The sequence below is a fragment of the Vibrio sp. 1249-1 genome, assembly GCF_033340495.1.
This window is the reverse complement of sequence record NZ_JAWOWJ010000002.1, coordinates 300,533-322,468: the sequence shown is the minus strand read 5'-3', so window position 1 is coordinate 322,468 and position 21,936 is coordinate 300,533. Positions and strand designations below refer to the sequence as shown.

Here is a 21,936-nt window from a genome sequence, read left to right as displayed (position 1 = left end):
GAATACAAAAAAGCACCTCATTGAGGTGCTTTTCTTAACATTAGTTGTCTATTATGCCGCCGGATTCAACTGCGACTTTTTTGGGCTATGAGTTCGCACTTCAGAAAAGTCATGACTAAAGTGGTCAACTTGAATCGCCTTGTAGCGCAATTTATCTGCAGCCATGATTTGATCAATTTCTTGCTCAGTTAACACGCCTGCTTCAAATGCTTGCTGCAAACGGTCATGCAGCAGACCTTTACGAGCCACTTTACCATCCTTCGCAGCCTTCATAAGTTTACGCTCCAAAGGTTTAATGTCGTACATTGCAAGGAATGCATTCTCCATTAAGCCTACGCTGTCATCCTCTGATTTTCCGATGTAGCACAGATGCGTGAGGCGATCACGTTGCGCGCCTGGTGTCATCATCGCTTCAGCCAAATTCACACACAGCTCATCACTTGGCTTATTGAAATGATTACCAAGCGGGAACAATAGCCCCTTAAGCACACCGCCAACGTATTTCACAGGGAAGTTGGTGTAAGCCTCATTTAATGACTTAGAAGCGTTATACAAACAGTGTTGAACAGCGTAATGAACGAAGTCTAGATCGCCTTGTTGACGGCCTTCATCTTCATACTTTTTCAAGGCAGCAGATGCCATGTATAGATAGCTTAATCCATCACCCAAACGTGCTGAGATCATTTCTTTACGCTTCAAGTCTCCACCTAAGGTTAACATCGCAAAGTCTGCACTTACTGCAAGTGCACGACTGAGACGAGTAATGTCTTTGTAGTATTGCTGCGTTGGGCCACTCATGTGCGCGTTAACAAATCGAGAACCAGTTAGTGCTGCACCAAATGCACCGAATGTATTACCGAGAGCGTGCTTGATGTGTTTAAAGAGTAAGTTGTCAAATTCTTTCGCACCTTGTTCAGAATCTGGATTCGCCGCAGCTTCCATTTCTTTTAGAACATATGGGTGACATCGAGTCGCACCTTGACCAAAAATCATCAGGTTACGAGTCAGAATATTCGCGCCTTCAACAGTGATAGCAACCGGGATACCAAGGTAATGTTTAGCAAGATAGTTCATTGGACCATCTTGAATCGCACGACCCGCATGGATATCAAACGAATCATTTAGAATGGTACGCGCGATTTCCGTCATGTGGTACTTGGCAATCGCGGTTACAATCCCAGGTTTTTCTTTCATATCGAGAGAAGTCGTCGTTAGCGTACGCGTCGCTTCTAGTAGGTAAGTAAGACCACCAATGCGCCCCATTGCTTCTGCAACACCTTCAAACTTACCGATCGACATTCCAAACTGTTTACGCACGTAAGCATAAGCACCTGTTGTACGTGTAGTAAGGTGACCAATCGCTGTGCCAAGCGCTGGGAGAGAGATACCGCGACCAGCAGAAAGACACTCAACCAGCATACGCCAACCTTTACCTGCATAATCAGCGCCACCGATCAACCAGTCCATAGGGATGAAGACATCTTCACCACGAGTAGGACCATTCATAAACGCAGACCCCAGAGGATCATGGCGTTCGCCTATCTCGACACCTTCATGGTCAGCGGGAATCAACGCACATGTAATGCCAACCTCTTTCTTGTCACCAAGTAGCCCTTCAGGATCCTGCAGTTTAAATGCTAACCCGAGCACTGTCGCAACTGGCGCAAGCGTGATGTAGCGTTTATTCCAACTAACTCGCACGCCAAGCACTTCTTTGCCTTCATGGGTGCCGTAACAAACCACGCCTTGATCAGGTATGCCACCCGCATCAGAACCCGCTTCAGGGCCAGTTAGGGCGAAACAAGGGATGTCTGTACCATCAGCTAAACGAGGCAACCAGTAATCTTTTTGCTCTTGCGTACCATAGTGCGATAGCAGCTCACCAGGACCAAGAGAGTTCGGTACCATTACCGAAACCGCGGTACTGATACTTCGAGTCGCAATACGAGAAACAATGGTTGAGTTCGCCAAAGCGGAAAATTCACGACCACCATATGCTTTCGAGATGATCAAAGAGAAAAATCGCTCTTTACGTAGGTACTCCCATACTTCAGGCGGTAAATCCCTGTCTTCTTTGACAATCTTCTGGTCATCAAGCATTTTTAGCAGAGTTTCAAGCTCATTATCCATAAATGACTGCTCTTCTGCCGTCAGTGTAGGCGTTGGATAATGATGCAATGTTGTGAAGTTTGGCTTGCCTGAGAATAGTTCGGCATCCCACCATACACTACCCGCTTCCATCGCCTCTTTCTCTGTGCTAGACAGAGGTGGCAATACTTTTTTGAACACTTTAAAAGCCGGGTCACTAATCCATTTTCTTCGTAGAGAGCTCATAGTTCAGATCCTTTTGTTCACGTAACCGCTCGGGGTATAATCTTATTATTGGTTTAACTTTCTTATTTGTCTTATGCCAACTGCTTTGCTGACATTCCTGCTGACAAATATGGAATCAGTAAATCTACGACAGATTTCACATCGACTTCCTTTTTAAACTTACTTTCTGCCAGCTCCGAAAGAGCTTGGCTTGAAGCCATCGTAAATACACAGGTTCCTAACGTGAAGTGCAGTCGCCAAAACAACTGTTCTTCACATAGTTCCGGGTTCGCCTTCATTATCGAGAAAGTGAAAAGGTTCAGTACCTCTTCGTATCTGGTGGTAATGAACCAGCGTAGATGACCTTGAACGTCTGTATAACCGCGGCCAATTAACAACATAAATAGCGCAGTACCATTTGGGCGTACATCGTTTAATGTACGTAAAGGTAATCGCAATGACTCAAAGACATCGTCCATGTTGTAGCTATCGCGCGTGTTTAACTCAATTAATGAAGTCTTAATGCTCGGCATTAGTGCTTCTAAATACCTATCTAAAACCGCTCTAACCAGCGTTTTTTTATCGCCAAAGTGATAGTTTACCGATGCTAAGTTAACGTTAGCTTTACCTGTTATCGTTCTTAGCGAAGTATCATTAAAGCCATGTTCAGCAAAGAGTCCTTCTGCGACATCGAGTATTTTTTCTTTTGTTGATGTTCTCGGGGCCATTTTAATCACTCGTATTAAACAACTGTTTGAAAATATACTCCCGAAACTTAAGATTAACAAATGATTAACATCACACTTTAACCAATTGGTCTGACCAGACAGTAAAAGGTGTGATCTAATCTTTTGAAATTCAATCGAATACTCCAGTGAAGCTTGTCAGAAGAAAACGATCAAATTTCTCAGACCATCGCAATTGAAACGCTAACAATAGCCTTGACGGCTCGGAGTAAGCGACGAGAGTATGAAATACATCTTCGGTTCTAGGGGATATAAAATGAGAAACACCGAAGTTAGTCACTTCACCAAGTTGGTAATCCATCTCGATTTTTCTATTACTTTCGGGTGTGTAAGAAGCTAGAAAGCATTAAGTAGAAATTTTTTGAAAAAAAATGGAACTGTTTGGAAAAGGCTCGGTCTGAATATACGTAACAGTTAGGGCATTTGAAGTTTCACTGGCCGTCAAACTTGTTTCCATCTAATTGTTACGTTGCTGCTTTTTTCTTATTAACTCCTATGTTTGTATCCGCCCAGTCAAATTTTCGGCTGGGCTTTTTTTCGCCTATAGATTTGCCAAGCGCCTCTTTCGATGATTTGCCCCAACTCCATAAGCTAGACCTTAGCTGGTCACAAAAGTAACCAGCCTGAAGTGGTTGATGTGCCGATCTGCAGACATAAAAAAGCCTCCCGAATGGGAGGCTTTACTAAACAGTGTGTATCTTACGCTTGCGCTTTCTTAGGCAAAGAAAAGTGCAGTAACGCGTAGCCAAGTAACGCGGCTGTCGTCGAGCCCATTAAGATACCTAGTCGAGCATAGGTATCAAACTCAGGGCTTACATTTCCAAACGCTAAAGAGGAAATGAATATAGACATTGTAAAACCGATACCACACAACACAGATACCGCAAAGATATGCTTGAAGTTAATGCCTTCCGGTAGCTTAGCTACACCCATTTTTACAGCAGCCCAACTAAAGGTGAAGATACCTAGAGGCTTACCAACCAGTAGCCCCAAAGCAATACCTAATGGCAGCATTGAAGTTAGGCCTGACATCGATACGCCTTCTAGCGAAATCCCCGCATTTGCAAATGCGAATAGAGGTAAGATACCAAATGCCACGTATGGATGAAGTGCATGCTCCATGTGCTTAAGTGGGGAATGTTCGCCCTGTTTACCCTTAAGAGGAATAGCAAAGCCGATCACTACGCCTGCAAGTGTTGCGTGAACACCAGATTTAAGTACCGCAAACCATAAGATCGCGCCGACTATCATGTATGGCGTCAGTTTCGTCACTTCCTTCGCATTCAACATGAACAGGACACCAGTCATGATGAAGCCAACAAGCAGCGCCATGCTAGAAAGATCACCTGTGTAAAACAGTGCAATAATAACAACCACGCCTAAATCGTCGATGATAGCGAGAGCTAACAAAAATACTTTAAGGCTTACTGGTACACGCTTACCTAGTAGCGCCATGATACCTAGAGCAAATGCAATATCCGTCGCAGCTGGAATGGCCCAGCCAGAAACCGCCTCTGGGTCGTTAGCATTAAACGCAACGTAAATAAGAGCAGGGGCTAACATACCACCAACCGCTGCAATCGCAGGGAAAATTGCGGTTTCTTTTGATTTTAGCGCTCCTTCAAGTAGCTCTCGCTTCACTTCAAGGCCAATAAGTAAGAAGAAAACAGCCATTAGGCCGTCATTAATCCAGTGAGAAACTGACATACCGAATACATAAGTATGCAGTACAGATTGATAAGTTTCGCCCAGCGGTGAGTTAGCAATGGTCATCGCAATTGCCGCTGCAATTACGAGAAGAATACCACCTGCTGATTCCATTTTGAAAAAGTCACGAATGACATCGTTCATGGTTTCGTCCTTATATTTATTATCTTAATAAACGATTAACAAAGAGTGATAAGAGTGTATAGCTGTCGAAAACTTTAGAATAATCGCTTCTTCAGAGTATAAACTTCGGTTTTTTCGATGTTAAGTTTACTATACATCGTATTTTCCAACATGACACTCAATTTTGATCGGAGATCGTATTTGTACTTGTCGCACCAAATATTTATCAAGATGATGAGAAAATCAGCATAACACGGCTTGTACCATCATGATAACCCCGTACTTTTGAGAAAAAGCTAGGAAGCTTCGCGCACCAAAAAACCACCCGTAGGGGGTGGTTTTCTTCACAACTCAATAGCCTGTCAGCTGCATAAAGCCCCAAGCCTCATTGGAGCCGGAAGCTAAAGTAGGCCCTTCCCAGTAAGGTATTACAAAGGGTAGCCACATATCTGACTTGATAATGCGGGTAGTCAAATTAATTTGATGCTTCGGAATATTGATAATCCACTGCAAAGGTAACCTTCTTCCATTGGATAAACTGGTCACTTGCATTGGTTTAATACTGATATCATCGTCTGAGAGGTTGATGACTTTACCTGAGCGTGTCGACAACGTGCCAAATACGTGCGGTGTTTGCCCATGGTGACGATAACGGCTAACAGTTAATGCTCGACCATCATCTAAATTGAAAACAAACCAATCCCAGCCTTGTTGCCCCTCACCAATTAAGCCGCTGCCCCATTCTTTTTGCGCCCATGCAGAACCCGTCACTGAGAATCGCTTACCATTTAAGCTTAAGCTGCCTTTTACTTTTAAAAATGGAGCACTGAAGCTAAAAGAAGCAACAGATTGCAACGCATGTTTAACTTGGAAGCCTTTGTCTCCATTCACCACAAAGGGGCCGCTTGTCATGGTATTGAGCTCAAGTCCAAACGTATCAGTATTCACATTCAAGTTGCCCGGGAAAGGCGTCGCACCGAGTGATCGCCAAGTCCAATTATCAATCCATAACCTGAAAGGACGATTGATCATACCAGCTTGGCCTATCCCACCTCTAGCTACCCGTTGCTCTTTCCATACATGCGAGCCATGACTGACGACAACATGTGAAATGTACAATTGAGGGTTCTGCCAACCGCTGGTTTCTCGCTCGTCCGTCGCAACCCTGAAATAGCTCCATTGAACATTGTAGATCTTGCCTTGCTCATCTTTTAGCTTCGCAAAGTAGTGCCACCATTCATGCTGATACTCGGGATGAAAGCGAAAGTCTGAGGGTAAAGAGACATGCTCATTAGGTAGTACAGGCTCGAAAATCGTTTGATTTTCACGCGTTAAGATAGAATCAAGTTCGCTTTCTCGTGTTGCTGTCGCCTCTAACCAAAAAGTTGAGTAAAAAGCAGCCCCAGTCAGAAAAGCGAACGTAACAACAATGAGCGTTGAAACCAACAAGCGTTTTTTAGAGCCCATTTTTTTCATTACAACGCGTCCCTTAATGACTTCATCGGTGTACTTTTGATCATTCTAATAACTGGCAATGCGCCAGCAACCATGATGGCAAGCATCGCCCAAGCAATGGTTTGAGCATACTCCCATGGAATCGTTTGAAGCTCTAGAGACCAGCCAAATGATTGCTTAATGATAATATCAACGATCAAATGTGCGAGCGCCAAGCCGAGCGGCACTGCAATAATCGCAGAAATGGCTCCGAAGACGAATAGCTGCAAACCACCTAATACGACAAGTTCTTTTCCGGACACACCCATGCACCTTAATAAGGAAAAATGCCGCTGCCGTGAAAGTTCTCCTGCCAACGTCGCAAAGAATAAACCAAACACTGCAATAATCAGCGTGATATTGCCCAAGGTTCCTGCTATCGCAAAGGTATGATCAAACACTCTCATTGCTTGGCTATAAATATTACCGTTATCAAACACACGATCTTGCGGGAGACGGAATACATTCTCTAAGCGATTTTTCAGCCCTTCTCCATTGACGTTATCTTTTAATACTACGCCAAGACCAACATTACCCGTACCTGCAAATGCATACAGCCAATTCCGGTGCGACATCATCACCTGGCTATATGGGTTTCCATAATCGTAGTAAACGCCTACGACTTGCCAGTCACCACCAAGCGGTTCTTGCAAGTTAATGAAATCGCCAGGGCGGATATCCAGCTTCAAGGCCATCGACTCACTGACCATTAAGCTCTTGGTAGCGTGCAGTTGATACCAGTAATTTGGGACACCTAACTTGACGGTAAGTGAGTCTAACTCACCTTCAGAAGAGCCCGTACTCACAACTTGCAGAGCACCATGCTCGGTCGGCATATCTTTTTCCCAGCGCCACCAAACCGAGTTCACCTCTGGCTGATTCTGGAGCCATGCGCTCATCCTAGCGGCTGAATTGTTGGTCGGATAGATGTACACATCAGCCGCTAATCGCTGATTTAGCCACTTATCGGTTGTATCTCGAAAGCTTCCGACCATCGTTTCTACACCAATGTTTGCCGCCAGCGCTAACATAAACGCCATCGTAGCCACACCGCGATAGCTCATGCTCGCTGCTGCATCAGCAAAAAACCAACGGACACGAACCCATCGCATGGTATAAGAAAAACTTTGGAACATATGCCACATAATAAATGGCATAAACAACGCCACACTAACCAACATCAGCGCAATAATAGCAAAGCCGGTTTCTTGTGTTTTCGGCGCCTGATATACCGCTATTGCAGCGACACAAAACGCACATGCCGCAAGCGCCTGCCAAGAGAACTCTCTTCCAGCAAATCGCATTAGCGACAGTCGAGAAGAAAGGCGGATTGGTTGTGACTTCAACAAACGGATTAATGGCCACAGACACGATATCAACGCACCCATCGCTGCCATGATTAGACTGTATAAGCTAGATTGCCATGACCATCCTATGGTTAAGCCTACGTTGGCATCATACAAATCACTCAGGCTCGAAGACACTGCTGGGATAAGTTCATTTGCTAAGATCAAGCCAAAAAAGTTACCACACGCCCACGCAATAAAGACGAGCAAAGACAACTCTAGCAATAAGGCTTGCGCTAACTGTGTTCCGTTAACACCAGTCTGTCTCAAAATACCTACCAAACGTTGTCGCTGGATGAAAGACAGAGACATCGCTTGATAAAAAATAAACAACCCAACCAAAAACGAGAGCATTCCCATCGCGGTGAGATTCATATGGAATGCGTTAGTTAGCGACTCAAGCTCAGTACGCGTATTCCTAACAAGCGTCATTCCGTTTGGCAACATGTTTTTCAGTGCTATCAGCTTTTCCTCTGGCATTTCGCCACAAGAAATCGCAGACAAACCTGAGCTCCGCTTGAGCATACGCAACAACGATATATCAGTAACCAACCGAGTACCCGAAAGCATCTTGTCCTTATCTACTTGAATAGGCCCAAGACGGCTTCCGTCATTCATCTCAATGAAGTCCCCATCCTGCCAACTCATGTAAGCGGCTAAATCTTGACTAACGAGAATAGGATAAGGGGGCTTCATTAGAGATAAAACAGGCATCTCACCTAGCGATTTTCCTTGTTGTAGTGGGATCATCGCGACAGGATCAATCCCCACCAACATCAGGCTCATATCGGTCTTGGCATCTAGATGAAGCACGTCAAACGGTGCACATTGGTTAAACCCAGCTCGACGTAACTGAATATAGAAACCTTGAGGAATTTTATTGGCAGAGTGCTTCGTTCGGATTCGGTACGGCAAAGGATTGGAGAAAAGCTTTTCACCAGTGGCATAACTTTGTTTTGCATGCTGGTTGATAGAAGTAACACCAACAAGGAGGGACACGCCTAAAGTTAATCCCAGCCAGACAAGAATAATTTGTAGAGGGTAACGACGGTAATGACCGAGTAGTGCCTTAACTACGGGCCATAACATGTAGCTGCCCTCCTTGAAGTCGAATCTTTCCTTCCATATGGGCGGCCACTTTTTCACTGTGCGTCACTAACAGCAAAGTACACTCCAGTTGGCGAGCGAGGCTCGTTAGTAAGCGCATTACTGCTTCTGCGTTTCGCTCGTCTAGGCTACCAGTTGGCTCATCAGCAAGCAGGATTTTTGGCTCCATATAGAGTGCACGAGCAATCGCCGCACGTTGTTGCTGACCACCAGACGCCTCTTCCGGATAACGTCCTAGCAATGGCATTAAGTCCAAAGCAGAAAGAATTTGACGCCACAACTCTTTATCTTCCGGCAGACCTTTTAACTGACGACAAAAACGAATATTGTCGGCAATATTAAGTGTAGGAAGCAGGTTGAATTGTTGGAAGATATTCCCAATATTGTTACGGCGATAAAGGGTTCTTAAATGCTCCGGTGCTTCATGCATAGCAAAATTTGGAAACTGCACTTCACCAGAGTCGGCAGTATCTAATCCGGCGATTAAATTCAGCAGAGTACTTTTACCCGAACCACTTTCTCCCATCAGAGCAACTTGGTCGCCTTGCTGCAATGTTAATTCTGCCCCTTGTAATACAGGGTGAAACTCTCCCCCGTCTACATAGCCTTTACATAGGTCTGACAGTTTTAACATTGATTATGCCGCTCGGATGGTGTTTAAAAATTGGGATCAGAATCTACACTAAAATCCTGTTAGTAGAAAGTATTTTGAATGCTTGATCACACTATGGAAGTACAAATGCAACTCGATTCACTTTCTGTTGCTAATTTTGTTGACGTTTTGAGCAGATTTTTGCAGCCAAAATAAACTCTGTTCCTCCTTACTGGCCAATCAGGTTTTTCATCCATTTTCGGCTAACCATTCTTGGCAAGCAAATCACCCACTTCACAACTTCTTCTGTCAAAAAGAGTAAGTAAACCCATTGTGGGTCCCAATTGAGATAAATCGCTGCAAATGCTGCGAGTGGAATCCCGATCACCCACTGCGCCAAGATGTCTTGATACAAACAAAACTTAACATCACCGCCCGCACGTAATACACCAACAATAGCCATCATCGGCACCGAGCGTAGCACGACACCCAACGCTAGAATCACCATAAACTGTTCAGCTAGCTCGCGAGTGTCCGTTGTCAGTGCACTAAACGCATTAAGGATCCATTGATTTGACACTATCAACAAGACGGCGACCACAAATGCGATAAGCACATTCAAAATGACCGTAGCCCATGCTTGATAATAAACGGGTTCAAAATTACGAGCGCCGAGCTGGTTCCCGACTAGAACTGCAGCCGCATTCGATAAACCAATCATCATCGCCAATGCGATCGACTCAACAGGTGTCATTACGGAAAGTGCCGCCAAACCTTGTACACCTGCTTGCCCCATGATGGCGTGATAAGCAAACAGCCCACCAGCCCACGCCAAGAAGTTAAATGTGGTGGGCAAAGAGAGGCTCAAGAAACGCGTAATTTTATCTAAGACCAATCCTGCGCGTATATCATCCCAACCAAATGCGATTATGTGCTTTTTCAACCATAGATAACCAAACAAGCAACCTACTTCGATCGCGCCACTGATTACCGTTGCGATCGCTGCTCCCGTAATACCCAGAGCAGGAAAGCCTAATTGACCAAAAATTAAAACCCAGTTAAGAAACACATTAGATAAAATGCCTATACCACTAAAAAAAGTGCTTAGGCCTGGTTGGTGCATCGCCCTTAGGCCCACCGACATACTGGCCACACATGCAACAGCAAACATGCTAACCGACGAAATAATGAGATAGCTGGCCCCTAGCTCAATCACTTCTTGTGAATCGGTAGTCAAGCTCATGATGAGTTGTGGAAAAACAACAAACAAAGCAACAGCAATCGCAGCAAACATCATTGCGATCATCCATGTTAAAGCGGTACTGCGACGCACCCCAACTTTATCGCCAGCCCCCCAATATTGAGCGGTTAACAACGCACCGCCCGTTGTCACCCCAACTAACATGATGGTGGTGACGAAAGTCGCGCGCGCAGCAACTCCAACAGCGGCAATTTCAGCTTCACCAAGTTGACCAAGCATAAGAACATCGACGAGGCTTCTGCTAGAAAACATCATGCTTTGCAGTGTAATTGGTAACGCGATTGCAAATAAACGACGTAAGAATGCTTTATCTGCGTGTATTGAGAGTTGAGAAAGAAAAGTCACAAGCGCTCCAACGACAACTTATTGATAGAATGGGGAAAGTGTCTCATGATTATACTCTGTGGTGTTTATTCCACCAACGATAAAAGGACAGATAATGAAAAAGGTGTTGGTGCTAGGCGCCTCGGGTTACATTGGCTCTCAACTTCTTCCGTTACTTTTAGATAAAGGTTACGCCGTCACAGCAGCGGCGCGACATATTGATTATTTAGAGTCAAGAACTCAGCCTCACCCTAATTTAACGTTAAGGTATCTCGACTTGGCTGACGCAGAGACCACGAAGGCTGTAGTGAACGATTTTGATTTAGTCTTTTTTCTCGTGCACGGGATGGCTCAAGGTGATGACTTTGTTGAGTACGAACTAAACCTTGCTTTGAACTTCAAATATGCGTTGGAACAAAGCTCCGTCGAGCATGTTATCTATTTGAGCGCTATTCAACCTCAAACCGGAAACTCTCGCCATTTAGCCGCTCGTAAAGCCACGGGAAAAATAATTCGACAGTCTGGTATTCCAGTAACTGAATTGCGTGCAGGCGTTATCATCGGCCCCGGCTCTGCTGCTTTCGAAATCATGCGTGACTTTGTCTACAACTTACCTATTTTGATCGCGCCTAAATGGGTCGACTCAAAAGCGAACCCTATTGCCTTGCCCAATCTCAACCACTATTTGTTGAAGTTAGCAGAAGCCCCCTCTCCAGAAGAAAGTCAAATTTATGAAGTTGGTGGGCCAGATACACTTAGCTACCGCGAACAGTTCAAAGTCATTTGCCGAATCACGAACAAGCCGTATCGACTGTGGTCGACCCCGCTACTTACTCCGAAAATGGCATCGTACTGGCTAGGTTTAGTTACCTCAGTGCCAACTAGTATCGGTAAAGCATTACTTGCGGGCTTAGAGCACGACTACATTGCAAACTCCAAAGCGATTGAAGAACGATTTCCTCAAACGCTGATCAGCTACGAGCAAGCGGTAACTGATACCATTCAAGATGAAGGCACATTTGTACGCAGTAATGTCTGGGGGTTTGAACCCGCAGCGCTTCGTCGATGGCAACCAGGATATGGCTATTACCCAAAACAAGCTGGAGCGAGCATTAAAACTCATGCCTCCGCTGCGGCATTATGGAAAGTGGCGCAAAAGATCGGGAGTCGCGAAAAAGGCTATTACTTTGCCAACATCTTGTGGCGTACACGTGAATGGCTCGATATCTTTTTTGGTGGCGGAAAACCGATTCGCGTTTCTCCTCCTGGACCAGAGCTTAAAGTCGGTGATTTTATTGACTCTTGGAAAGTGATTCGCTGCGATAATAATCAGTTTCTTTCACTGTTTTTTGGTATGAAAGGCCCAGGCCTTGGGCGTTTAGAAATTACCATCAAAGATCTCGGTGACGAACGAGAGCTGGATATTACCGCCTGGTGGCACCCGCAAGGGTTTCTTGGGCTGCTTTATTGGTTTGCAATGATGCCAGCCCATCTTTTCATATTTAAAGGCATGGTCAAAGCCATCGCGAAAGAAGCAAACCGTTTAGAAAACAAAAAGCCCCAATAACAGGGGCTTCTAAACACTCAAAATGTCACTTTAGTCAGCTTTGAACGAGAGTGGAATTTCGGCTAACTGGTTGCCTTCGTTTGCTGGAAAAATAAGGTACTCGCCATGGTATTTCACCATCGATTTGTAGTCTGTTACCTTATGAACCATAAAGCCCGCTTGCGCTGCTTTCTCAACAAACTCAGCATGATTGCCACGCACAAACCAACTCATTGGCTTTACGAGCAACTCGCCATCAAAACAGCTTTCGCATTGGTCTGCACATAACGCTAAAGAGTTTTGACCTTCAGTGAAGATTTGTACTTTGCCGCACCCAATCAGTTGCTCAGATGTTGAGACTTCCCAGCCTGCTTGCTCCATCAAATCAAGAAAAGACTCAATATCTGAATCTTTGAACACTTTGGAGTCTTCACCTTCAGGGAAGAATTGCGCATAAAAAGAAGAAATACGTTTAAAGATAAACAACAAACCAGCATCGTTCCCCTTTGAGCGACCTGCTTTTTGCCAACGCGTTAAGTCATCGCCTACCGTACGTCCGAAACGTTGTGATTTTAGCGCCTTTGTTACCCAACGCACTAAATAATGGTTATTCGCAACAGGGGCATTGGCTAACTTACCTGAGCGATGCTCTTGATCTAACTCTTCAAGTGCTGAGTTAACCAAGTTTTGAATTTCTTTGGTGTAATTCGACATTACGCCTTTCTTCCTAAAGTCCAATAAAACAGTGCTGAAAGCACAGAACAAGCAAACATTACGATGATCATCGGCCAAGCAACATTCCCGGGCAGTGATGCCACCAGCGCACCAACCAATGAACCGATACCGAATCTTAATGTCCCCGCTAGAGACGACGCCGTACCCGCCATTGATGGGTAACCACTTAAAAGCAGCGCCATCGCGTTACTACCTATCGTCGACAATGTACCGATAAACAGCACAACAAAAGGTACAATGCCCCATAATCCGAAGTCCATTAACCAACTTACGAATAAACCAATCCCCGCCAAAAGTTGCACGAACAACCCAAAACGAAGCATGGCATGGGAACCAACTTTCTTCACCAAGCGACCATTAATACTGGTCATGATGATCATCGCCACAATGTTCAAACCAAATAGGTAACCAAAGTGGTCTGGTCGAACACCATATAAATCAATATAAACAAAAGAACCCGCCGTCAAAAATGCAAACATTCCGGAAAATGAAAACGCACCTGAGAGCATCAAACCGATCGCTTCAGGATTGGAGCATAATCTGGCGTAGTTTCTCAGCGTCGTGCGGAAACGAAGAGGCTGACGATTTTCAGGCTGTAACGTTTCAGGGATTTTCCAAAGTACGAGAAAAATCACAACTACAGCGAAAATAGCTAGTACCCAAAAAATGGAACGCCAACCAAACCAAATCGCGAGATGGCCACCGATCATCGGTGCCACCAACGGCGCAATAGTAATGACCAGAGTAACGAAGGACATTGCGCGTGCAAAGTCTTCACGGTCAAACATGTCACGCACGACAGCTTGGATAATGACCGCCGCTGCCGCGCCAGCAAAACCTTGTGCCGTACGTACATAGGTCAGCGCATCAATGCCATTTGTTGTCGCACTCACAACAGCAGCCAAGCCGAAGAAAAGTACGCCTAAAATCAACACAGGTCTGCGACCAAAGCTATCGGCAAGCGGCCCGTGAATTAACTGGCCGATCGCAAAACCCGCGGTATAAGCCGTCAACGTAATCTGAACCGCGCCAGGCGCGACCCCCAAATCTTTCGCAATTGTTGGCATCGCAGGCAAATACATATCGATCGCCAAAGGCGTCAAAGCACCAATCGCTCCTAGTACCAGAAACAATAGAAAACTGATTTGGGATTGCGGAGCACTTTGAGCTTTTTCTGTCATTCTTTTACCTCTTGTTGGAGCCCTACCGTCAATACTTGCAGAACAAAGTGAAAATAACGGAAGTTCTCATATCGCTGAATGTAGAAGCCAAAAACCTGTTCTATCCAACGTTCGAGAATCATAAGGGCAAATATGTACCAAGGTGTGACCTTGACGAACTCGACATAGAAAAGCATGTGAAAGCGAAATGTGTTTATGGGAAACAAACACAATGCAGTAAAAATGATGGCGTTGACACCATCATTCCATTCACCGTAGCCGAAGGCTTTGCAATAAGAGTATGCATGCATCAGCTAAATGCAAAGGCATATCACTGAGATGAGTAAGCACACCGGAATTGTCTAGGCACTAATTTTGGTAGGAAAATTTATTTTGAGCCAATTCCTACCAAAAGACTAGTTCCTATTAGGAACTAAAGAATTTCCCATGCCGACAATTAATTCCAAATAGAATCAATTTCTTCTTGCGTGAGGTGGCGATAATCACCTGGTTCTAGTGCCTCATCAAGTTCGATAGAACCAATACGCTCACGATGTAAGTACTCAACTTTATTTCCTAACGCCGCGAACATACGTTTCACTTGGTGATACTTACCTTCCACGATAGTTAACAATACTTCATTCTCGGCCTCGTTCACGATTTCCAAACGAGCGGGCAATGTTGCTTCTGATTCATTGCGCAAAATGATGCCTTGTTCGAGCTTTTCCGCGTAATCTGGCTGAATAGCATCGACGAGCCAAACACGGTACGTTTTCTCACACTTATGCTTAGGTGAGGTAATACGGTGAGACCACTTACCATCATCCGTAATCAACACTAAACCAGTTGTGTCGACATCTAATCGGCCCGCAAAGTGAAGGTTTTCAATTTTAGGCTCATCAAGCAATGCGAATGCAGTTTGGTTGTAGCCATCTTCATGTGAACAAACAAAGTCAGCAGGCTTATACAACATAATGTAACGAGGACCAGGAGCACCAATAACACGGTCTTCCCACATCACTTCCGCACCTTCAGGTACTTTAAATGCACCACTTTTTTGAACCTCACTGTCTACGGTGATGTCTCCACTTTTGATGATCTTTGTTGCCTGTTTGCGTGTTGCACCCAGAGCGTCACACAAATATTTATCTAAACGCATGAATACCTCATTGAATTATACCCAAGTGATCTCTAAATCTTGGTTTAAAGGTCACTTGGGTATAAAAGTCAGGTATTATAGCGTTCCTCGTTCGAATAGTTGAGCAATTTCACATATTTTCATGTACACACTTCGTCCTTATCAAGCCGACTCGGTTAAAGCCGTTATTCATTACTTTCGTAAACACTCGACACCAGCAGTGATCGTGCTGCCAACCGGTGCAGGAAAAAGCTTGGTGATCGCAGAACTTGCTCGCCTTGCGAAAGGACGAGTGTTAGTCCTCGCCCACGTAAAAGAACTGGTCGAGCAAAACCACGCAAAGTATGAAGGTTATGGTTTAAAAGGTTCCATCTTCTCAGCAGGATTGGGACGAAAAGAAACTGACCAGCAAGTCGTGTTTGCTTCGGTTCAATCGGTCGTACGTAACTTAGATTCGTTCAAAAACCAGTTTTCTCTGCTCGTTATTGATGAGTGCCATCGTGTGCCAGATGACAAAAACAGCAGCTACCAAAAAGTTATTACTCACTTACGAGAACTGAACCCTGGCATTAAGGTGCTAGGACTAACTGCAACGCCCTATCGTTTAGGAATGGGCTGGATTTATCAGTATCACACCCGAGGTCAAGTGCGAACCGAAGAGCCTCGATTCTTCCGCGATTGTATTTTCGAACTGCCGATCCGTTACTTGCTCGACGAAAACTTCCTCACTCCAGCCCGCATGATGGATGCGCCCGTTTTGTCTTACGACTTCTCTCAGCTGAAGCCCGCTAACACCGGACGCTACAAAGAAGCAGAAATGGACATGGTGATCGATAAAGCCAAACGTGCGACTCCACAAATTGTTGAGCAAATCATGCAATATGCGAAAGAGCGTCAAGGTGTCATGATCTTCGCTGCAACTGTTCGACACGCACAGGAGATACACAGTTTATTGCCAGAAGGCGAAACTGAAATCGTCATTGGTGATACACCTACGCCGGAGCGCGATGCGATCATCCAAGCGTTCAAGAATCGTCAAATAAAATACTTAGTCAATGTTTCGGTACTGACAACCGGGTTTGATGCGCCGCATGTCGATTTAATCGCGATTTTGCGACCAACAGAGTCAGTCAGTCTGTACCAACAGATAGTAGGACGAGGATTACGCTTATCAGACGGAAAATCAGAATGTTTAGTGCTTGATTACGCAGGCAACAGCTACGATTTATACCAACCTGAAGTCGGTGATCCCAAACCAGACTCTGACAGTGAAATTATCACGATTCCTTGCCCGGCTTGCGGATTCAATAACAACTTCTGGGGTAAGTTGGATAGTAACGGTTTCTTGGTTGAACATTTTGGCAGACGTTGCCAAGGTTACTTTGAAGATGAAGACACAGGCGAACGTGAACACTGTGGCTACCGTTTTCGTGCCAAATACTGCGGTGAATGTGGTGCGGACAACGATATCGCTGCACGAATTTGTCATGAGTGTGATGCGACGCTCGTAGACCCAGATAAAAAGCTAAAAGAAGCCCTTAATCTCAAAGATGCATTAATCTTTGAATGCACAGAAATGGACCTATCTGTATTTAAGTCCAGTGATGGTAAATCTCAGCTAAAGGTGACGTATTCTGGTGAACCATACCAAGGCGAAGGCAATGCGTTAGTTCATGAGTTTTGGTCATTGAGTACCAAAAAACAAAAACAAACGTTTAAAGATCAGTTCGTACGCCCCCACTTAGCAGACAAGCATCGCCCTTTTGAAGAGGCTTCACCGACACGCGTTGTCGCTAATCAACATCGTTTCCGTTTGCCTCAGTTTGTTATTGCTAGAAAATCTGGTCGCTTTTGGAAGCTGCGAGATAAAATTTTTGAAGATGAGTTGAAATAACATCCACAACACATGGCAAAACTTAATTAGCTGATTCACTCTCTGTTCATCTATATCCGATATACTGCGGCTAACGCTCCAGAAAAGGTTTGACTATGTATAAAGCAACGACTTCTCTACATTCTGCGTTACTTTTCGGCCTTATTGCGACATTCATGTGTGCACCAAGTTTTGCCAAGCATGACAACGAGTACACATCACAAAATGGCCACGCCATCGTGCAAGATGTCGAAAAGCCAGGAACACGCATCGAATTCGATGAAGATCAAGATGAGGTCTATCGCGCGGTTCAACAAGGATATATACGACCATTTTCGGAACTTTACGCCGCAGTAGAAAACGACTTATACGGCCGCATCATCAAGGTCGAGCTTGAAGAAGATGATGATGCTTGGGTGTATGAATTGAAAATTCTGTACAACAATAGCGTCCTGAAAGTTGAGTACGACGCCGCCACGCTGGAAATGCTTGAGATCAAAGGTCGCAGCTTTAACAAAGCGTTAAAGCCGCAAAACAACTAAACTTGTCTAATGCGTAATCCAGACACGATGCGTAACTTACTTCGATAAAAATCCAAACATAATAAGAATCATCAATATGAAAATACTTGTTGTTGAAGATGATCCTCGTTTAGGCGAGCAAATCATCGAAACATTAGAAAGTACCGGCTGGGTACCAGAATTGTCCCAAGATGGCATAGACGCTCTGTATCGCGCGACTTCGGAAGAATGGGACGCCATTGTTCTTGACCTCGGCTTGCCAAAACTGGATGGTCTTACCGTCCTAAAAGGCATCCGAGATGAAAACATTAATACTCCTGTCGTGATTTTAAGCGCTCGCGACACCCTAACGCAGCGAGTTGAAGGCTTAAACGCAGGTGCAGACGATTACCTAACTAAACCATTTGAAATGGTTGAGCTTATCGCTCGTATTCGTGCACAGCTTCGAAGAGCCTCTGGTAATGCCTCTCCTGTGATGCAAATTGGCGACTTGAGCTTGGATACACGCACTTCTAAAGTCATGTGGCAAGGGCAAGCGGTAAGCTTGACGGCGCTAGAGTATAAAGTGGTCGCTTACTTTATGCATAACCCGGAAAAAGTGATTTCTCGAACCGAACTCGTCGAGCACATTTACAAACAAGACTTTGATCGTGACTCCAACACAATCGAAGTTTTTATCGGCCGAATTCGCAAAAAAATCGCACCAAAGATCATCAAAACTGTCCGAGGGTTGGGATACCAATTAAATGCCGAATAGAAACAGGCTACCGTTGAACGCAATAAAACGACTGAGTATCAAAAGTCGCCTCGTTTTAGCGGCGATCGTTTGGTTAACGGCAATGATCCTCGCCGCTGGTGTGACGATACCGACGCAGGTCTACAACTATATGGTTGATGACACTCGCTCACAGCTCAGCATTTTTATGGATGAAGTCGCAGCACAGTTAGAAGTCGATAACACCGGGCATCTTTCACTCGCAGCTCAGCTATCAGACCCTCGATTTAACCGACCTTACAGTGGTTTGTATTGGAGTGCCTCTACAGAGGCAAGCCTCGAACGTTCTCGTTCGTTGTGGGACAAAAAAATCGAATACAAAGGTTTGGATAAAGATGCGTATGGAGCAAGAGGCGAAAAACTAATTACGCTAGAAAAAGCACTGTATCTTCCTGATTACGATGGTCCTATTCACATTATTATTGGTATTGACGAAGAGCCCATTAAAAATACCCTTCAAACGTTAATCGGCCAACTTTGGCTTATTTTGGGTTTATTATTCGCGGGCGTACTTACCGTCATTTTACTGCAAATTGCTTGGTCATTGAGTCCGCTTACAAAGCTACAAAAAGAATTAGCCGAGCTGAAGTCTGGTAATAAAAAGAGTCTAGAAGAAACCTACCCAAAAGAGATTTCTCCTCTAATCTTCGACCTCAACGCTCTGCTGTTCCATTACCAAGAATTACTAGAGAGAGCTCGCAATCATGCAGGTAACCTATCTCATGCACTTAAAACGCCACTTTCTGTTCTAAAAAATGAAGTTCAGACGTTAGAACCTGAGGCACAATCCCGTCTCAGAGCTCCAATCAATCAAATACAAGACCATATCGATTACCATTTGGGTCGTGCCCGTATGGCCGGATCGATGAACATATTATCAGTGAAGTCGAACCCAGCAGATCGTGTGGATGCTATCTCAATGGCGTTTGATAAAGTGTATGCGAGCCGAAGCATTACCTTAATTAATGAACTTGATTCAGAGCTGAATGTAGCAGTAGAGCAGACCGATCTCGATGAAATGCTAGGTAACTTGCTAGAAAATGGCTATAAGTGGGCCAACAGCATGATTCGTGTGCACTCCTCTCAGGATAAGGAAAATATACACATCATTATTGAAGATGATGGGCCAGGCATCCCTAAAGAGAAACTGAGTCAAGTAATCAAGAGAGGAGTTAGATTGGATGAAACAACCCCTGGCTCAGGTCTTGGTCTAAACATAGTCAGTGAAATGGCACACAGTTACCGAGGTCAGTTAACATTGGATACAAGCGCTTTAGGTGGATTAAAAGCATCTTTAGTCTTACATCTCAGCCGAACATAAAGCATATAACACATAAACTTTGTTTTTCGGACCATGATCAGTAAACCGATGAAAATGAAGTCGATGTGAACAAAATCCAAGCAAAGCGTTAAAAGGGATAGCCTTCCACCCCGCTAAATCATACCTTTTTGTTGATTTGGATACGATTTGGGTTGCCCATTTATAATTGGAATGATAGTATCCGCGCTCGCTTGAACAGTTCCTGTTTCAAGCTTTACCACGAACAACAAGGTCGCATTGTTGATTGTGAACATTTGATTTTTACTAATTTGAGAGTAAATACTATGAAATTCGAAGCAGTAGTACGTACTGAACTAGGTAAAGGTGCGAGCCGCCGCCTACGTCACGCTGGCAAATTCCCTGCAGTTGTATACGGCGGTGAAGAAGCAGCAGTAGCTATCGTTCTTAACCACGACGACATCGTAAACCAAATGGACAAGCCTGAATTCTACGAAGGCATCGTTCTAGTTATCGATGGCAAAGAAGTTAAAGTTAAGCCACAAGACGTTCAACGTCACGCGTTCAAGCCAAAAGTTGAACACATGGACTTCATCCGCATCTAATTCCCTACCAAGGAATTAATCGGATTAAATCCAAACCTTTTGCATAAAAGATAATCGGACTTACCAACCGAGACATCTAAAAAATTTCAAAACCCCGGAGTCTTACCACCTCCGGGGTTTTACTATATTTAGCATATAGCATTTGATTTATGAGCGGGCAATATACTTCACTAAAGTGAGATCGGTCAGCGTCATACTCTCAATCACTTCCGACTCTTCCTCTCCAGTACGCACAAAACCACACTTCTTGTAAAAGTTAAGCCCCTGTTGATTAGTATCCAGTGCTTTCAAACTGATCTGCATAACTGACGTAGAGAGCAAACGTGTCTCTAACTCATCTAACAGTGCACTTCCTGCTCCTTGCCCATAATGTAGCGGCGTAACGTAGCAACATGTCACTAATGCCGTTTTATCTTCGCTGGTGTGGTTAGGTAACTCGTAACTTAAAAAGCCAACAATTTCTCCTTGCCTCTCAACTACGATCAATTGGGCCAGTTGCTCCGTCATCACTCGTGCCCACATCCTTTCTCGACGCTCAATCGTAAACTGCTCTATGTAGCTCTTTGGCATTAATCCTTTATACGTCACCTGCCAAGAATCAACGTGTATCTTGGCGATTTGGGCTGCTTCCTTTTTGAGTGCGTCCCTTACTGTGTATCTCATAAGCATCCTTTATTAGCGTTCACCACTTACAAATTCTTTTAACCCTACCCTTTAAACCAAAGCTCAAAGATAACAGCTACAGTCGCAACGCTTTACATTAATCCATTTCATTTTCATTAATTAAATGATAGTTCACATCATAATATTCGAAGAAGAACGATCCATTATTTACTTTTCATTTTGACTCATTAGGTTGAATCTATTTGTTTAAACACTCGAGTGTCAAATGCGGAATAAGCACGATAAGGTATCGGATGAGGATAAATAAACGATGCCTAAAGCATAAGGTTTCTAAACGATCGCAATTATAGTAAAGAGATAAATACAATTTTTGATAGAGTTAGGCAGAATAAAGCCATAATCAAATGAGTTTCAATTCTGTGCTGTTCATTATGCATACAAACCGAGCCCCTCATCATTAGAGCGAAAATTTATAACGATTTGTGTCATACCTATTAGGGAAAACATAAACTTGGCAAAATTATCACCAAAATCAGCGTAATACTTCGCAAAAATGCGCATTGATTCACACAAACAACACACATTCAATTAACTACCTCACAAAAAATAGAGCTAGCTATATAAAATAAATACTAAATACCAATTCTGTTTATTTATAGACGTAGTT

At 44.2% G+C, this 21,936-nt stretch carries 17 protein-coding genes; 6 read left to right on the top strand and 11 right to left on the bottom strand.

Annotated elements, in window-relative coordinates; genetic code table 11:
• Window positions 1–51 precede the first annotated feature (51 nt).
• From R7Z50_RS04925 to R7Z50_RS04895, 7 genes are all read right to left on the bottom strand, one after another.
• Window positions 52–2,334, bottom strand: a complete 2,283-nt coding sequence (locus R7Z50_RS04925) for an acyl-CoA dehydrogenase (protein WP_065274396.1) — start codon at window positions 2,332–2,334, stop codon at window positions 52–54.
• A gap of 71 nt (window positions 2,335–2,405) precedes the next feature.
• Window positions 2,406–3,041: a TetR/AcrR family transcriptional regulator gene (locus tag R7Z50_RS04920; RefSeq protein WP_318148922.1), complete on the bottom strand. Its 636-nt coding sequence runs from the start codon at window positions 3,039–3,041 to the stop codon at window positions 2,406–2,408.
• A 717-nt stretch (window positions 3,042–3,758) separates the two neighbouring features.
• A complete protein-coding gene (nhaA, locus tag R7Z50_RS04915) occupies window positions 3,759–4,910 on the bottom strand; it encodes a Na+/H+ antiporter NhaA (protein ID WP_005378034.1) in 1,152 nt (383 codons plus the stop codon).
• Window positions 4,911–5,240: 330 nt separating this feature from the next.
• Window positions 5,241–6,365, bottom strand: a complete 1,125-nt coding sequence (locus R7Z50_RS04910) for a lipocalin-like domain-containing protein (protein WP_042521997.1) — start codon at window positions 6,363–6,365, stop codon at window positions 5,241–5,243.
• Entirely contained in the window at window positions 6,365–8,818 is a 2,454-nt protein-coding gene (locus R7Z50_RS04905; RefSeq protein ID WP_318148921.1) for an ABC transporter permease, read from the bottom strand. Before R7Z50_RS04905 ends, R7Z50_RS04910 begins: the two co-directional genes overlap by 1 nt.
• Entirely contained in the window at window positions 8,799–9,470 is a 672-nt protein-coding gene (locus tag R7Z50_RS04900; RefSeq protein WP_005378040.1) for an ABC transporter ATP-binding protein, read from the bottom strand. The genes R7Z50_RS04905 and R7Z50_RS04900 overlap by 20 nt, the downstream gene beginning before the upstream one ends.
• Before the next feature lie 187 nt (window positions 9,471–9,657).
• Window positions 9,658–11,034 (bottom strand): MATE family efflux transporter, encoded by a 1,377-nt coding sequence (locus tag R7Z50_RS04895; protein WP_172563313.1) that lies wholly within the window; start codon window positions 11,032–11,034, stop codon window positions 9,658–9,660.
• A gap of 94 nt (window positions 11,035–11,128) precedes the next feature.
• Between R7Z50_RS04895 and R7Z50_RS04890 the strand changes: the two genes are divergently transcribed.
• Window positions 11,129–12,580, top strand: coding sequence for a DUF2867 domain-containing protein (locus R7Z50_RS04890; RefSeq protein ID WP_065274393.1), 1,452 nt, complete (start codon window positions 11,129–11,131; stop codon window positions 12,578–12,580).
• Between the two features lie 30 nt (window positions 12,581–12,610).
• On the opposite strand, the gene R7Z50_RS04885 is transcribed toward R7Z50_RS04890, so the two are convergent.
• The 3 genes from R7Z50_RS04885 to rsuA all read right to left on the bottom strand — a co-directional run bounded on the left by R7Z50_RS04885 (window position 12,611) and on the right by rsuA (window position 15,613).
• On the bottom strand, window positions 12,611–13,273 hold the full coding sequence (locus tag R7Z50_RS04885) for a DUF2913 family protein (protein WP_017820847.1): 663 nt from the start codon (window positions 13,271–13,273) through the stop codon (window positions 12,611–12,613).
• Window positions 13,273–14,475, bottom strand: coding sequence for a Bcr/CflA family multidrug efflux MFS transporter (locus R7Z50_RS04880; RefSeq protein ID WP_017820848.1), 1,203 nt, complete (start codon window positions 14,473–14,475; stop codon window positions 13,273–13,275). The genes R7Z50_RS04885 and R7Z50_RS04880 overlap by 1 nt, the downstream gene beginning before the upstream one ends.
• A 436-nt stretch (window positions 14,476–14,911) precedes the next feature.
• The gene (rsuA, locus tag R7Z50_RS04875; RefSeq protein ID WP_206969800.1) at window positions 14,912–15,613 is read right to left on the bottom strand and encodes a 16S rRNA pseudouridine(516) synthase RsuA; all 702 of its coding nucleotides are present in this window, start codon (window positions 15,611–15,613) and stop codon (window positions 14,912–14,914) included.
• A 121-nt stretch (window positions 15,614–15,734) separates the two neighbouring features.
• On the opposite strand from rsuA, the gene R7Z50_RS04870 reads away from it, so the two are divergent.
• The 5 genes from R7Z50_RS04870 (at window position 15,735) to rplY (ending at window position 20,645) form a co-directional block, all read left to right on the top strand.
• The gene (locus R7Z50_RS04870; protein WP_021707635.1) at window positions 15,735–17,486 is read left to right on the top strand and encodes a DEAD/DEAH box helicase; all 1,752 of its coding nucleotides are present in this window, start codon (window positions 15,735–15,737) and stop codon (window positions 17,484–17,486) included.
• Between the two features lie 155 nt (window positions 17,487–17,641).
• Window positions 17,642–18,007: a PepSY domain-containing protein gene (locus R7Z50_RS04865; RefSeq protein WP_372036143.1), complete on the top strand. Its 366-nt coding sequence runs from the start codon at window positions 17,642–17,644 to the stop codon at window positions 18,005–18,007.
• 76 nt (window positions 18,008–18,083) lie between these two features.
• Entirely contained in the window at window positions 18,084–18,743 is a 660-nt protein-coding gene (locus R7Z50_RS04860; protein WP_005378073.1) for a response regulator transcription factor, read from the top strand.
• Window positions 18,733–20,082 carry an ATP-binding protein gene (locus R7Z50_RS04855; RefSeq protein WP_005378071.1) on the top strand — a complete coding sequence of 450 codons (1,350 nt, stop codon included), beginning with the start codon at window positions 18,733–18,735 and terminating at the stop codon, window positions 20,080–20,082. Before R7Z50_RS04860 ends, R7Z50_RS04855 begins: the two co-directional genes overlap by 11 nt.
• A gap of 284 nt (window positions 20,083–20,366) precedes the next feature.
• Window positions 20,367–20,645, top strand: a complete 279-nt coding sequence (gene rplY / locus R7Z50_RS04850) for a 50S ribosomal protein L25 (protein ID WP_005378066.1) — start codon at window positions 20,367–20,369, stop codon at window positions 20,643–20,645.
• Window positions 20,646–20,792: 147 nt separating this feature from the next.
• Here the strand turns inward: rplY and R7Z50_RS04845 are convergent, their stop codons facing one another.
• Window positions 20,793–21,308: a GNAT family N-acetyltransferase gene (locus tag R7Z50_RS04845; RefSeq protein ID WP_206969796.1), complete on the bottom strand. Its 516-nt coding sequence runs from the start codon at window positions 21,306–21,308 to the stop codon at window positions 20,793–20,795.
• Window positions 21,309–21,936 lie beyond the last annotated feature (628 nt).

Coding starts and splice junctions, on each gene's coding strand:
- R7Z50_RS04925 (WP_065274396.1), bottom strand. CDS start 2,334: ATGAGCTCTCTACGAAGAAAATGGATTAGTGACCCGGCTTTTAAAGTG.
- R7Z50_RS04920 (WP_318148922.1), bottom strand. CDS start 3,041: ATGGCCCCGAGAACATCAACAAAAGAAAAAATACTCGATGTCGCAGAA.
- nhaA (WP_005378034.1), bottom strand. CDS start 4,910: ATGAACGATGTCATTCGTGACTTTTTCAAAATGGAATCAGCAGGTGGT.
- R7Z50_RS04910 (WP_042521997.1), bottom strand. CDS start 6,365: ATGAAAAAAATGGGCTCTAAAAAACGCTTGTTGGTTTCAACGCTCATT.
- R7Z50_RS04905 (WP_318148921.1), bottom strand. CDS start 8,818: ATGTTATGGCCCGTAGTTAAGGCACTACTCGGTCATTACCGTCGTTAC.
- R7Z50_RS04900 (WP_005378040.1), bottom strand. CDS start 9,470: ATGTTAAAACTGTCAGACCTATGTAAAGGCTATGTAGACGGGGGAGAG.
- R7Z50_RS04890 (WP_065274393.1), top strand. CDS start 11,129: ATGAAAAAGGTGTTGGTGCTAGGCGCCTCGGGTTACATTGGCTCTCAA.
- R7Z50_RS04885 (WP_017820847.1), bottom strand. CDS start 13,273: ATGTCGAATTACACCAAAGAAATTCAAAACTTGGTTAACTCAGCACTT.
- R7Z50_RS04880 (WP_017820848.1), bottom strand. CDS start 14,475: ATGACAGAAAAAGCTCAAAGTGCTCCGCAATCCCAAATCAGTTTTCTA.
- rsuA (WP_206969800.1), bottom strand. CDS start 15,613: ATGCGTTTAGATAAATATTTGTGTGACGCTCTGGGTGCAACACGCAAA.
- R7Z50_RS04870 (WP_021707635.1), top strand. CDS start 15,735: ATGTACACACTTCGTCCTTATCAAGCCGACTCGGTTAAAGCCGTTATT.
- R7Z50_RS04865 (WP_372036143.1), top strand. CDS start 17,642: ATGTGTGCACCAAGTTTTGCCAAGCATGACAACGAGTACACATCACAA.
- R7Z50_RS04860 (WP_005378073.1), top strand. CDS start 18,084: ATGAAAATACTTGTTGTTGAAGATGATCCTCGTTTAGGCGAGCAAATC.
- R7Z50_RS04855 (WP_005378071.1), top strand. CDS start 18,733: ATGCCGAATAGAAACAGGCTACCGTTGAACGCAATAAAACGACTGAGT.
- rplY (WP_005378066.1), top strand. CDS start 20,367: ATGAAATTCGAAGCAGTAGTACGTACTGAACTAGGTAAAGGTGCGAGC.
- R7Z50_RS04845 (WP_206969796.1), bottom strand. CDS start 21,308: ATGAGATACACAGTAAGGGACGCACTCAAAAAGGAAGCAGCCCAAATC.